This is a genomic window from Mesorhizobium sp. P3_A9, from assembly GCF_056402975.1.
In genome coordinates, this window is sequence record NZ_JBFUGJ010000018.1 from 1 (window position 1) to 12,317 (window position 12,317).

Annotated in this window: 14 protein-coding genes; 11 read left to right on the forward strand and 3 right to left on the reverse strand. The window is 63.4% G+C overall.

The window, feature by feature from the left end; all coding sequences use genetic code 11:
* The first annotated feature begins 294 nt into the window (after positions 1–294).
* Positions 295–726, forward strand: coding sequence for a hypothetical protein (locus tag AC1DX0_RS05415; protein WP_477221474.1), 432 nt, complete (start codon positions 295–297; stop codon positions 724–726).
* Positions 727–929: 203 nt separating this feature from the next.
* Here the strand turns inward: AC1DX0_RS05415 and AC1DX0_RS05420 are convergent, their stop codons facing one another.
* Both AC1DX0_RS05420 and AC1DX0_RS05425 read right to left on the reverse strand, forming a co-directional pair.
* Positions 930–1,997: a TraB/GumN family protein gene (locus tag AC1DX0_RS05420; protein ID WP_477221475.1), complete on the reverse strand. Its 1,068-nt coding sequence runs from the start codon at positions 1,995–1,997 to the stop codon at positions 930–932.
* A 62-nt stretch (positions 1,998–2,059) separates the two neighbouring features.
* Complete coding sequence (locus tag AC1DX0_RS05425) at positions 2,060–2,998, reverse strand: tyrosine recombinase XerC (protein WP_477221476.1); 939 nt, start codon at positions 2,996–2,998, stop codon at positions 2,060–2,062.
* Between the two features lie 119 nt (positions 2,999–3,117).
* Here AC1DX0_RS05425 and rimM point away from each other — a divergent pair, with 119 nt between their 5' ends.
* From rimM to AC1DX0_RS05440, 3 genes are read left to right on the forward strand one after another with little or no spacing between them, the layout of a single operon-like run.
* Positions 3,118–3,717, forward strand: coding sequence for a ribosome maturation factor RimM (gene rimM, locus AC1DX0_RS05430; RefSeq protein ID WP_477221477.1), 600 nt, complete (start codon positions 3,118–3,120; stop codon positions 3,715–3,717).
* On the forward strand, positions 3,714–4,415 hold the full coding sequence (gene trmD / locus AC1DX0_RS05435) for a tRNA (guanosine(37)-N1)-methyltransferase TrmD (RefSeq protein WP_477221478.1): 702 nt from the start codon (positions 3,714–3,716) through the stop codon (positions 4,413–4,415). Before rimM ends, trmD begins: the two co-directional genes overlap by 4 nt.
* Positions 4,408–4,851 carry a DUF4279 domain-containing protein gene (locus tag AC1DX0_RS05440; protein ID WP_477221479.1) on the forward strand — a complete coding sequence of 148 codons (444 nt, stop codon included), beginning with the start codon at positions 4,408–4,410 and terminating at the stop codon, positions 4,849–4,851. Before trmD ends, AC1DX0_RS05440 begins: the two co-directional genes overlap by 8 nt.
* Positions 4,852–4,858: 7 nt before the next feature.
* Here the strand turns inward: AC1DX0_RS05440 and AC1DX0_RS05445 are convergent, their stop codons facing one another.
* The gene (locus AC1DX0_RS05445; RefSeq protein WP_477221480.1) at positions 4,859–5,611 is read right to left on the reverse strand and encodes a sulfite exporter TauE/SafE family protein; all 753 of its coding nucleotides are present in this window, start codon (positions 5,609–5,611) and stop codon (positions 4,859–4,861) included.
* A 330-nt stretch (positions 5,612–5,941) separates the two neighbouring features.
* On the opposite strand from AC1DX0_RS05445, the gene rplS reads away from it, so the two are divergent.
* The 7 genes from rplS (at position 5,942) to leuC (ending at position 12,172) form a co-directional block, all read left to right on the forward strand.
* Complete coding sequence (gene rplS / locus AC1DX0_RS05450; RefSeq protein WP_477221481.1) at positions 5,942–6,487, forward strand: 50S ribosomal protein L19; 546 nt, start codon at positions 5,942–5,944, stop codon at positions 6,485–6,487.
* Between the two features lie 155 nt (positions 6,488–6,642).
* Positions 6,643–7,056, forward strand: coding sequence for an organic hydroperoxide resistance protein (locus tag AC1DX0_RS05455; RefSeq protein ID WP_477354536.1), 414 nt, complete (start codon positions 6,643–6,645; stop codon positions 7,054–7,056).
* Positions 7,053–7,589: a MarR family winged helix-turn-helix transcriptional regulator gene (locus tag AC1DX0_RS05460; protein WP_477354539.1), complete on the forward strand. Its 537-nt coding sequence runs from the start codon at positions 7,053–7,055 to the stop codon at positions 7,587–7,589. Before AC1DX0_RS05455 ends, AC1DX0_RS05460 begins: the two co-directional genes overlap by 4 nt.
* A gap of 158 nt (positions 7,590–7,747) precedes the next feature.
* The gene (locus tag AC1DX0_RS05465; protein WP_477221483.1) at positions 7,748–8,548 is read left to right on the forward strand and encodes a transporter substrate-binding domain-containing protein; all 801 of its coding nucleotides are present in this window, start codon (positions 7,748–7,750) and stop codon (positions 8,546–8,548) included.
* A gap of 226 nt (positions 8,549–8,774) precedes the next feature.
* Entirely contained in the window at positions 8,775–9,581 is an 807-nt protein-coding gene (locus AC1DX0_RS05470) for an amino acid ABC transporter permease (protein WP_477221484.1), read from the forward strand.
* Positions 9,582–9,634: 53 nt separating this feature from the next.
* Positions 9,635–10,270, forward strand: a complete 636-nt coding sequence (locus tag AC1DX0_RS05475; protein WP_477221485.1) for a class I SAM-dependent DNA methyltransferase — start codon at positions 9,635–9,637, stop codon at positions 10,268–10,270.
* A 492-nt stretch (positions 10,271–10,762) separates the two neighbouring features.
* Positions 10,763–12,172 carry a 3-isopropylmalate dehydratase large subunit gene (gene leuC, locus AC1DX0_RS05480; protein ID WP_477354542.1) on the forward strand — a complete coding sequence of 470 codons (1,410 nt, stop codon included), beginning with the start codon at positions 10,763–10,765 and terminating at the stop codon, positions 12,170–12,172.
* Positions 12,173–12,317: the final 145 nt, after the last annotated feature.

Genomic DNA, 12,317 nt, shown 5'->3' on the forward strand with positions numbered 1-12,317 from the left:
CACATTTGCGGTTGTTGATGCAAGAAGGCCATGCTGGTGGTATCCTTCTAAGGCTTCGGATTGTTTGCGGGCGTGGCGCAAGCCAGCGGCCAATCAACTCTCCAAGCGATGGCGGACAAAGACGGCAGGGACCATGATGACGTCGGGTGTTACCCGGTCCTAAGGGCGGTCGCCTGCCGCCGGGACTGCTGGCTGTGATGGGCCGCAGTCCCGGCCGCCAAACTACCCGATCCTTCTCAAACAATCCTATGGCGAAGCAAGGAGCGGAGCGACGCGGCGCAGACCATAGGATCCATGCCGCGACTTCAAGGCGTTGCAGCGGTGCAGGCTTCTGCTCCGCTGCATTCCTTGGCTGATGTCGCGGCATGGATCCTCGGGTCGAGCCCGAGGATGAGGAAGGCGTTGGTGCTTGGCGCTATCGTCCAAATGCAAAACGGCCCGCTCTTCAGCGGGCCGTTCGTATTTGATATCGAGCCGATCAGTTGGCCGGAGCAGGAGCCGGTGCTGGCGCGGGTGCCGGAGCTGGCGCGGGGGCCGGTGCAGGCGCAGGCGCAGGCGCCGGTGCAGGCGCCGGAGCTGGTTCGGCTGGCTTGGCCGGTTCAGCTGGCTTCATCGGCTCTGCCGGCGCGGGCGCCGGGGCCGGTGTGCTGGCCGCTGGCGGCTCGGCGGGTGCCGGATGTTCGCCGCTTCTGCCGAAAACGTAATACGCGACAATCGCCAGGATAACAACGACCAGCGCGATCAGCCAAGGGCTCCCGCCACCGCCGCTTGGCCTGGGAGTGTCGTTTGATGGATTCGCCATAAAAGTGTCCTCCGTGGATGAAAATGATCAATCAACAGCCATCAACGCGCAACCGTTGAATGGGTTTCACGCTAGCGAAGGAAACCGCCGGAAACGCGGCGTTTTGGTCCCCCCACTGCCATCCGACTCAATTGACGGCGGTGACAGTATAGCCGGCTTTGCGGAAATCCTCGACCAGTCCCTGCGGACCGGGAAGGTGGAGCGCGCCGACCGCCATGAAGGCATTTCCTTTGGCCAGGATCGGCTCGGCATGATCGACCATCACCTTGTTGCGGCTGGTGATCATGGTTTCCTCGAAGGCCGCATAGCCGGCGGGATCGTTCTGCTCTTCGGGCATGGCGGCGCGGAACAGCGGCCAGAACATGCCGGTGTCGCCGCGCTGGTAGAGGATGATCATGGTCTCGTTGATGTCGTTGACCTTGTCGCCCAGCTTCAGAGTGTCGACCAGGCCCTTCATGTGAAAGGCGAGCGGCAGCGAGGCCATGGCGCGCAACTGGCTCTCGGCCGTTTCCAGACCTTCCACCGGCTTGCCGGCAGCTTTGGCACTCTCGGCGAGCTTGACGTCGAGCACTGGCGCTCCGCCGGACTGGCGGGCGAGTTCGCAAGCCGGAAGCGCCATCATCGCCGACAGCATCCATGGCTTCATCTTGGCGACCGTTGCCGGCGGGATGCCACGAGCGTCGAGTGCTGCATTCATCGCCGCCGCTTCGTCCGGGGTCAGCAAGGACGACAGCGTCGTGGAGTCGGTGAACATCATCAGGTCCGGCTCTTTCAGCATCGCCGTCATCATCTTCTGCTTGTCGAGCACATCGGTGGTTTCGATGATGAGGGTGCCGGCAGCGTCAAAGGCCTTCTGAGCTTCCGGCGTCAGCGTGGTGACGCGCGGGTCGGTCATGTGCATGGTGCCGAACAAATAGGATGGCTGTTCGCCCGGCTTTTCCAGCTTCCACAGCAGGCCCTTGCCATTGAGCGTGGCGGCGGCTTCCGCCTCGATCTTGCTGTAGGTGGCGGGATTGCTCTTCTGCAGGGCCGACAGCATGTCGGCGCCGGCGCAGGTCGGGACTTCCGCATGCGCCCTGCCGGCCGCGAACAACAGGACGGCAAGAAAGGACAGGAAAAACAGCACGTTGAGCGCGACAAGCAGCTTCAGCGACAGGGAAGCTGCACGATCGGCGATGGCGATGACACGTTTCATGATCCTATTCCTAGGACCGAAAAGCGGCAAAACGGTTAATTGGTACCGCGAAATTGAAGGCTTCACGCCCTCGGATGGGCCGATTCGTAGATTTCGAGCAGCCTTGCTGTGTCGACGCCGGTGTAGATCTGCGTCGTCGACAGGCTGGCGTGGCCAAGCAGTTCCTGGATGGTGCGCAAATCGCCGCCTCGGCCGAGCAAATGCGTGGCGAAGGAATGGCGTAGCGCGTGCGGCGTCGCGGTATCGGGCAGATTGAGCGCCGAGCGCAGCCTGGCCATGTCGCGCTGGATAATGGCCGGGTTGAGCGGGCCGCCGCGTGCGCCGCGAAACAACAGGCCTTTCGGATCGAGATGGTAGGGGCAAAGCCGGCGGTATGCGGCGATTGCCCTGAGCGCCACCGGCAGCACCGGCACCAGCCGCGTCTTGCCGCCCTTGCCGGTGACGCGCAGCACAGTGTCGGCCTCCGAGGCCAGATCGGCGCCGGCGAGACCAAGTGCTTCCGAGATGCGCAGGCCGGAGCCGTAAAGCAGCGTCAGCACGGCGGCATTGCGGGCGGCGATCCAGGGTTCTTCCGCCAATTGACCCTCGACGGAGACGACATGCTTGGCGTCGCTCGCGGTCAGCGGTTTTGGCAGCGATTTCGGCTGGCGCGGTGCGCGAAGTGCGGCGGCACCGGCAGCATTGGCGAGACCGCGCCGCTCGAGAAAACGCAACAGCGAGCGGATGCCGGCCAGACCTCGGCCGAGCGTGCGGGCGCCGGCGCCGGCGTTTCGCCGGGCGGCGAGGAAGCCGCGCAGATCGGCCGGGCGCAGATTGGCGATATCCGAAATGCCGGGCGAGCCGCCGCAATGGCCGGTGAGGAAATGCAGGAACTGGCGCGTGTCGCGCTCATACGCCTCGACCGTTTCCGGCGACAGCCGGCGCTCACGCGCCAGCATCTTCAGCCAGCTTTCGCGCGCCGCCTGGAGATCGGGTTTCGCCGGGATGAGGAATTCCTGCATGGCGGCATTTTCGGGTATTCGGGTTAGGAAGCGGTGAAGAGCCCGTCATTGAAATGACAAGGGGCGATCATTGAAATGACGCCGGGCTGGGGTTAGAGCAGGCCAAAGGATATTTCGCGATGAGCAAGCCGCAAAACCCTGTCCAGATGGCCGTGATCGGCGCCGCCCATGGCATCAAGGGCGAACTCAGGGTGAAAACCTTCACCGGCGAGCCGCTGGCGCTGGCCGACTATGGGCCGCTCTATGCCAGAGACGGCCGCGTCTTCCAGATCATCGATATCCGTCCCGCCAACACGGTTGTCGTGGTGCGCTTCAAAGGCATTGCTGACCGCAATGCCGCCGAGGCGCTCGCCGGTACGGAACTGTTCGTCGACCGGTCGATGCTGCCCGACGATGGCGAGGAGGATGAATTCTATCATGCCGACCTCGTTGGACTGGAGGTTCGGGACGATACGGGTGCCGCGCTCGGCAAGGTCGTCGCCGTGCATAATTTCGGCGGCGGCGACATTCTCGACGTGACGCTTGCCGGCCGCAAGGGCGTGCTGATCCCGTTCACCCAGGCCGCCGTGCCTCAAGTGTCGATCGCCGATGGCTTTGTCCGTGTCGACCCGGCGGCGGCCGGACTTATCGAGGACGAGGATGGCGATGCGCCGCGGGACGACAATTTCGACCCGAAGGGCAGGCCGCGCGGACCGCGCGACGCCGGGGGCAACCGTTGAGTTTCTCGGCTAGCGTGCTGACGCTCTATCCCGAGATGTTTCCGGGCGCGCTTGGCCTGTCGCTGGCGGGCCGCGCGCTCGAGGCCGGCACATGGTCGCTGGAAGCGATCCAGATCCGCGATTTCGCCACCGACAAGCACCGTACCGTCGACGACACGCCGGCCGGCGGCGGCGCCGGCATGGTGATGCGTGCGGATGTGCTGGCCAGGGCGATCGACCATGCCTCGCCGCCGGGTGACACGCGTCCGCGCCTGCTGATGAGCCCGCGTGGAAAACCGCTGACCCAGGCACGCGTGCGCGAGCTTGCCGCCGGGCCGGGCACCGTCATCCTGTGCGGCCGTTTCGAGGGCGTCGACCAGCGGCTGATCGAGGCGCGAGGGTTGGAGGAAGTCTCGATCGGCGATTTTATTCTCTCGGGGGGCGAGCCGGCAGCGCTGGTGCTGCTCGACGCGGTGGTTCGGCTTTTGCCTGGTGTCATGGGAAACGCCGTGTCCGGCGAGGAAGAGAGCTTTGAAAACGGCCTGCTCGAACATCCCCACTACACGCGGCCGCAGGAGTTCGAAGGCTGGGAGATCCCCGAGGTGCTGATTTCGGGCAATCACAAGAAGATCGCGGCATGGCGGCGGGAGCAGTCCGAGCGGCTGACTAGGGAGAGACGGCCGGACTTGTTGGAGAACGGCAAGACCGACAATGGCTGAGATCGCTCAAAGCTCGGCAAGTCTAAGATTCTTTGGCGACGATCTGGACCCTGCTGAGCTCACTAACCTCTTAGCTGGACAACCGACCTATGCGGTTCGGAAAGGGGACCTTCATACGTATCCCCCGAACCAACCACCTCGTGTAGCGCTGAAAGGACTCTGGAGGCTGTCGTCGGAATACGAAAAGCGCGATCAGCTCGATCGTCAGATCACGGACATCTTGAAAACGCTCACATCAGATCTCGCGGTCTGGGTCGATCTTGTGCGGCGGTTCAAGGTCGACATGTTTTGCGGTGTTTGGCTCGATGAGGGAAATCAAGGGCTGGCACTGATGCCACAGACGCTGCACCTGCTGGGCGAACGCGGTGTAAAGCTGGAGCTCGACATCTACTATGAGCCACCGACGGCAGATGCCGATGATGATGGTTCGGAGTGATCTGTCCTCAACCCTTGCTGAAATAGTAAAAAGCCAGAAAAAGACCAACCGCGATGACAAAGCCGCGCACCACGTTTTGCGGCACGCGTTTGGCGATCCACACGCCGGCATAGCCGCCGAGCGCCCCGCCCGGGATCATGACGATCGCCTGCGGCCAGGCGACGACGCCACCCGAGACGAAGACGGTGATCGCCACCGCGGCGATGACCACGGCCAGCATGTTCTTCAGCGCGTTCAGCCGGTGATAGTCGCCGGCCTGTGTCAGGCCGAGCGTCGCCAGCATCATCACGCCCATGCCGGCGCCGAAGAAGCCGCCATAGATGGCGGTGACGAACTGTGCCAGCGAACCGGCGAGCGAGCCGACCGCCGCTTCCTGCCCGGGCATTGGCGCTGGCTTCAGCCACGGCCCGGCGGCAAACAGGGCGGTTGCGGCCAACAACAGCCACGGCACCAGGACGCGAAAGGACGGGTTGTCGAGCGCCAGCAGGATCAGCGCGCCGGCCAGCGCGCCGATTGCCGAGATCAGGCAAAGAAGAAGGGCGCCGCGCCAGAAATGCCTGATGTCGTCCCAATAAGCCAATGTCGAGGTGATGTAGCCCGGGAATTGGGTAACAGACGAGGTGGCGTTGGCGACGATAGGCGGCACGCCGACCAGTGTCATGGCGCCGAAAGTGATGAAGGTGCCGCCGCCGGCGACCGCGTTGGCGGCGCCGGACAGAAAGCCTGCCAGGAAAAGCAGGATGGCGTCGAAGACAGACATGAAATGCCGCCGTGGAAAACTGTGTTATGTCAGGCTTAGAAAGCCCCAGGCAGCGGCGCAACCCGGCACGAAGCGAATACGATGGTGCCATGCCGGCAAAAAAGACTCGGTGTGAGGCGTGACAAAGCGCTGAAATAGCTGTATGTGCCCGCCCGTACCGGACAGAAGAATCTGCCGGACCCGTCAACAATGACGGTGTAGTCGCCCCTGTCCGATGCCTTGGAGACAAAGCTGTCTCAGAGACAAAGGACATAGCCGAGCGGTCWWWGGAACTGCAAGGCGAGYGTMGGRCGCTCTGACTGTCGGAAGAACAAGAAGTGGACTATTGAGATGGATATCATCCGTCAGCTCGAGGCCGAGCAGGCCGCCAAGATCGAAGCCAAGCGCAAGCTTCCCGAATTCCAGCCCGGCGACACCGTGCGCGTCCAGGTCCGCGTGACCGAAGGCACCCGCACCCGCGTCCAGGCCTATGAGGGCGTCGTCATCGCCCGTGCCGGTTCCGGCTTCCAGGAAAATTTCACCGTCCGCAAGATCTCCTACGGCGAAGGCGTCGAGCGCGTGTTCCCGGTCTACTCGCCGATGGTCGAAGGCGTCGAGATCGTGCGTCGCGGCAAGGTGCGTCGCGCCAAGCTCTATTACCTGCGCGATCGTCGCGGCAAGTCGGCCCGTATTTCGGAAAACACGGGCGTGCGCGCCCGCAAGCTCAACGATGAGGAGCGTGACGCGCTGAACGCCGAGAAGGCCCGCATCGAGGCCGAGAAGGTCGCCGCTGCCCAGGCGCTCGCCGCCGAAACGGCCGCCAAGGAAGCCGCCGAGAAGAAGGCCGCCGCCGAGGCTGAGGCTGCCAAGGCCGCTGAAGCGACCCCGGCCGAATAAGATTTCGGCAATCCCATTCAAAAAGGCGGCTTCGGCCGCCTTTTTTCGTTTCACCAGACTGTGAACGCTTTCAGCTCCGGAAACTGGATCAGGGTGTTGACGGCATATTATATTGTGTACTAAATAATCGTGCACAAGATAATTGGAGATTTGATATGGCACTCTACACCACACAGGCTCACGTCACCGGCGGCCGCGCCGGCCATGGCGAGACCAGCGACGGTCTGCTCAAGGTCGATCTGGCGATGCCCAAGGAACTCGGCGGGCCGGGTGGCGCCACCAATCCCGAGCAGCTTTTCGCCATCGGCTACGCCGCCTGCTTCGAAAGCGCCATCCGCTTCGTCGCGCGCAAACAGAAGCTGCCGCTGACGGATGCCGGGGTAACCTCGACCGTCAGCCTGCTTCCCAATGGCGAAGGCTTCAAGCTCGGCGTCGCGCTCGCGGCGGAAACGAAAGGCCTTGATCAGGCGGCGGCGGAAGCGCTTGTATCGGAGGCACACMAGATCTGCCCCTATTCCAACGCCATCAGGGGCAATGTCGAGGTGGCGCTTTCGGTAAAGGCGGCATGACGGAAAAGACCACAAAGAGCACCAGCGACGTTCCGGCGGAGGCCGCCGGGACGATCCGGGTCCCGCGGCTCGACCAGCAGCTCTGCTTCGCGCTCTATTCGGCGAGCGGRCTGATGACGAAGCTCTACCGGCCKCTGCTCGAKCCGCTYGGCCTGACCTATCCGCAATATCTGGCCATGCTGGYACTATGGGAGCACGCGCCGAGCACGGTGGGCACGCTTGGCCAGGCGCTTGGCCTGGATTCCGCGACGCTGACGCCGCTGCTCAAGCGGATGGAGGCAGGCGGCCTCGTTACCCGCCGCCGCGATGCCGCCGACGAACGCCGGGTGCTGGTCGAGCCGACCGCCAAGGGCCAGGCGCTGCGCGCTCACATGAAGGATGTGTCATCGGGACTTGCCTGCAGCGTGCCGCTGGAGCCGGGCGAAGTGAAGGCCCTGCACGCGACACTCACCCATCTTGTCGCCAGGATGCGCAACGCCGTAACGGAAGACGCATCGGCGGATGCTGAAGCGTTGGTTTCTGGCTCGACATAACCAGATCATCCCGAAATCCCTGAATTGAGGGCATCCGAATCCCTTTTCGCGCGGGCTGACGCAGCGGACCGTCTTGCATGACGCATGCGGAAAGCTAAAGTCGGCGCCGGATTTTCCTGTAAGCCCATCCGGGCGCTTTCAATTTTCGGGAGTGTGTCATGACCAAGTCGAAACTGCTGCTGGCCGGCCTGCTTGCCCTCGTGCTTGCGCCCGTCGCCGCATGGGCGGCCGATGCGCTACCCGATCTCGCCGGCAAAAAGGTGGTGGTGGTGACCGAAAACGCCTATCCGCCGCTGCAGTTCATCGATCCCAAGACGGGAAAACAGATCGGCTGGGAATATGACGCGATGAACGAGATCGCCAAGCGGCTGAACTTCAAGGTCGAGTACCAGAACACCTCCTGGGACGCGATGATCCAGGCGGTTTCCGACAACCAGTACAACATCGGCATGACCGGCATCACCATCAAGGACGACCGCAAGGAGAAGGTCGATTTCTCCGACCCCTATATGCGCTCGGAGCAATTCATGCTGGTGCGCGGCGACGAAAGCCGCTTCACCGACGCCAAGACTTTTGGTGCCTTCAAGGACGGGCTGATCGGCGCGCAGGCCGGTACCACGCCGTTCTACACCGCCGTCTACAGCGTGCTCGACGGCAATGAGCAGAACCCGCGCATCAAGCTGTTCGAGACCTTCGGCGCCACGGTGCAGGCATTGAAGTCCGGCGATGTCGACGTCGTGCTGACCGACGGCACCGCCGGCAAGGGCTATGTCGATGCTTCCGAGGGCAAGCTGAAGCTGATCGGCGGACCGCTCGGCACCGAGGATTTTGGCTTYATCTTCCCGAAGGGMTCGGACCTGGTGAAGCCGGTCAACGCCGCAATCGCCGCGCTGAAGGCGGATGGGACGCTGGATGCGCTGAACAAGAAGTGGTTTCTTGATTACAAGATGGGGCAGTGAGCCATCTTGGTGGGGTCTCGGTTGATAGCGCGCTGACATTGCGCCTAGGCACCCCCCTCTGTCCTGCCGGACATCTCCCCCGCAAGTGGGGAGATCGGCTGTTTCTTCCGCTTTCGCCAATCACCACCGTTGCAAGAAGAGTGCCGTCGACAAAGCCGCCGATCTCCCCCCCTGCGGGGGAGWTGGCCGGCAGGCCAGAGGGGGGTGCCTTGGCGCGATCCTTTTGATGCCCGCCTCCTCCCCCAAATCTGACTTCCCATGGTGGCTTGCCGTTGCCGCAGCGCTTGCACTGGTCGCGGCACTGTCGATCGCCACCAGCAACCTCTATGCCCAGGTCTTCGCCACTGTCGCCAAGGGTATCGGCGTCACCGTCTTCGTCACCGTGGTGGCCTTCGCGCTGGCGTCGATCATCGGTCTCGGCATTGCGCTGATGGGCCTCTCCGGTTCGCCCTGGCTGCGCCAGATCGCCCGCTTCTATGTCGAGATCATCCGYGGCGTGCCGATCCTGGTGCTGCTGTTCTGGATCGCCTTTGCCGGYGCGCCGGCCTTCGTCGCGGCSTGGAACGCGCTGACCGCGCCGCTGCAAAGCGCCGGCTATCTCGGTGAATTGCTGGTGCGCGACGTGTCGCTGTTGTGGCGWGCCATCATGGCGCTGACCATCGGCTAYTCSGCCTTCATCTCRGAGGTTTTYCGGGCCGGYATCCAGGCGGTCGAGAAGGGCCAGATCGAGGCGGCCAAGGCGCTCGGCCTCAGCCGCGCGCAGCGCTTCCGGCTGATCGTGTTTCCGCAGGCGATCCGCACCATCCTGCCGCCGCTCGGCAATGATTTCGTCGCTTTGGTCAAGGATTCCTCGCTGGTCTCGGTGCTCGGCGTCGCCGACATCACSCAGATGGGCAAGGTCTAYGCCGCCGGCTCGTTCCGCTTCTTCGAGACCTATTCGATMACMGCCTATATCTATCTCATCCTGACCGTCAGCCTGTCGCTGGCCTTGCGGGCGCTGGAACGGCGGCTGCGAAACCAGCATCAGGAATAGTTTTCCGGCGAAGACGGCGCTACGATCCCCGGCATATCTGTTGAGGAGGTCTCATGATCGTCGACAAGGCCAATGCGGCGCTGGATTCCGTCTACGGCGCCGATACGCCGGAAACGCTGGCGCAAGCCTATGCCGCATGGGCCGCGACCTATGACAGCGAGACCGCCTCGCTCGGCTATTTGCTGCCGTTCCTGATCACCGCCTGGGTGGCGCGCTACGTGCCGGCTGGCGATGGACCATTGCTCGATGCCGGCTGCGGCACCGGCCTTTCGGGGCCGTCGCTGAAGGCGCTGGGTTACGGCGACATTGCCGGGCTCGATCTCTCGGACGACATGCTGAAGATCGCCGGCAGCCGCAACGCCTATAGCGAGCTGAAACAGGCGATGCTGGGCGGGCCATTGCCATGGCCGGACGGCCATTTCCGCGCCTTCTTCTCGACCGGCGTCTTCACCATCAGCCACGCGCCGGCGTCGGGCCTGCATGAACTGGTGCGCATCACCGGGAAAGGCGGCCACGCCATCTTCACCGTGCGCGACCAGGTTTTTGAGAGCGGCGGCTTTCAGGCGGTGTTCGATGAACTGGAGCAGGCGAAGAAATGGCGTCTGGTCGAGCAAAGCCCGTGGTTTCGCTGCTATGCGATCGCAGAGCCTGATGCACTGGTGAAGACGTTTGTGTTTGAAGTGGTTTGAGCCGGTAAGCTTGGCGCTGGTTCCTCGCCCCCGTGAAGCGGGGGAGAGGTGGCCCGGCGAAGCCGGGACGGAGAGGGGGACGACCTACGCGAAGCCAGAACCCAGTGAAAGACGAAGCGCGAGACGGGCCAGGATCGAAGGTATCGGGAGCCAACAAATTCCAGACGCCGCGCAGGCCCCTCTCCGTCCCGGCTTCGCCGGGCCACCTCTCCCCACTTCGTGGGGCGAGGAACTCAAGTCCGGCCTCACACGCCGCAATTGCCGAAAAGCCAAAACATTGGTATGAGCCACGCCATGGAAGAGCTTTTTGGCGATCCGGCTTACAAGGGTTTCGTGCTGCAGGACAGAAAACGCCTGCCGTCGCGCTTTTCCGCGCGCGTCAGCGGTGCGCTGACCAGCCGACTTAGCTAGGCCGACCTGTCCAGGTCGTTGGCCGGCCCGCGATTGCCGGCTTCTGCTCTTTCCCATTCTCATATCGACGGATTTACGCACATGAGCGCACCGCGCACCCTCTACGACAAGATTTTCGAAGACCACGTCGTCGACCGCCAGGACGACGGAACCTGCCTGCTCTACATCGACCGCCACCTCGTCCATGAAGTGACCAGCCCGCAGGCCTTCGAAGGCCTGCGCCTGAGCGGCCGCAAAGTCCGGCATCCGGAAAAGACGCTGGCCGTGGTCGATCACAATGTCTCGACATCGCCCGAGCGCAAGTTCGGCATCAAGAACGAGGAAAGCCGCATCCAGGTCGAGGCGCTGGCCAAGAACGCCAAGGATTTCGGCGTCGAATATTATTCCGAGAACGATATCCGCCAGGGCATCGTCCACATCATCGGCCCGGAGCAGGGCTTTACGCTGCCCGGCATGACCATCGTCTGCGGCGACAGCCACACCTCGACCCACGGTGCTTTCGGCGCGCTGGCGCATGGCATCGGCACCTCCGAAGTCGAGCATGTGCTGGCGACGCAAACGCTGATCCAGCGCAAGGCCAAGAACATGCTGGTGCGCGTCGACGGCCAGTTGCCGGAAGGCGTCACCGCCAAGGATATCATCCTCGCCATCATCGGCGAGATCGGCACTGCCGGCGGTACCGGCTATGTCATCGAGTATGCCGGCGAGGCGATCCGTGCGCTGTCGATGGAAGGCCGCATGACGATCTGCAACATGTCGATCGAGGGCGGCGCGCGCGCCGGCCTGATCGCCGCCGACGAGACCACCTTCGCCTATGTCAAGGACAAGCCGCGCGCGCCGAAGGGCGCGGCCTGGGATGCGGCGCTCGAATACTGGAAGACGCTGCAGTCCGACGAAGGCGCGCATTTCGACAAGGTGATCGTGCTCGACGCGGCGAAACTGCCGCCGATCGTCTCCTGGGGCTCCTCGCCCGAGGATGTCGTCTCCGTGCAAGGCATCGTGCCCAACCCGGACGACATCACCGACGAGAACAAGCGCACCTCCAAGCAGCGCGCGCTCGACTATATGGGCCTGACGCCAGGCACGAAGATCACCGATATCGCGCTCGACCGCGTCTTCATCGGCTCCTGCACCAATGGCCRCATCGAGGATCTGCGCGCCGCCGCCAAGGTGATCGAGGGCAAGACCGTCAATCCGCGCGTCAACGCCATGATCGTGCCGGGCTCGGGCCTGGTCAAGGAACAGGCTGAAGCCGAGGGCCTCGACAAGATCTTCCTCGCCGCCGGTTTCGACTGGCGCGAGCCTGGCTGCTCGATGTGTCTGGCCATGAACGACGACCGGCTGAAGCCGCATGAACGCTGCGCCTCGACCTCGAACCGCAATTTCGAGGGACGGCAAGGCTTCAAGGGCCGGACCCATCTGGTGTCGCCGGCGATGGCGGCTGCTGCGGCAATCGCCGGCCACTTCGTCGACATCCGCGACTGGAAATAACGTCGCGTCTACACGGTTTATTGATTGCCAGACCCCGGATTGCTGTGCGCTTCCGGGGTCTTTTTCGTCCGTGCGGCCGACATATTCGCCGGAGCTTAACCGCTTGTTTGGGCTTGCGCTCTAAGCTCGTCCCTGACGTCAAGCG

Excerpts from the sequence above, each read along its gene's own strand:
- AC1DX0_RS05415 (WP_477221474.1), top strand. The coding sequence starts at position 295 with ATGCCGCGACTTCAAGGCGTTGCAGCGGTGCAGGCTTCTGCTCCGCTG.
- AC1DX0_RS05420 (WP_477221475.1), bottom strand. The coding sequence starts at position 1,997 with ATGAAACGTGTCATCGCCATCGCCGATCGTGCAGCTTCCCTGTCGCTG.
- AC1DX0_RS05445 (WP_477221480.1), bottom strand. The coding sequence starts at position 5,611 with ATGTCTGTCTTCGACGCCATCCTGCTTTTCCTGGCAGGCTTTCTGTCC.
- rimM (WP_477221477.1), top strand. The coding sequence starts at position 3,118 with ATGAGCAAGCCGCAAAACCCTGTCCAGATGGCCGTGATCGGCGCCGCC.
- rplS (WP_477221481.1), top strand. The coding sequence starts at position 5,942 with ATGGATATCATCCGTCAGCTCGAGGCCGAGCAGGCCGCCAAGATCGAA.
- AC1DX0_RS05425 (WP_477221476.1), bottom strand. The coding sequence starts at position 2,998 with ATGCAGGAATTCCTCATCCCGGCGAAACCCGATCTCCAGGCGGCGCGC.
- AC1DX0_RS05475 (WP_477221485.1), top strand. The coding sequence starts at position 9,635 with ATGATCGTCGACAAGGCCAATGCGGCGCTGGATTCCGTCTACGGCGCC.
- AC1DX0_RS05440 (WP_477221479.1), top strand. The coding sequence starts at position 4,408 with ATGGCTGAGATCGCTCAAAGCTCGGCAAGTCTAAGATTCTTTGGCGAC.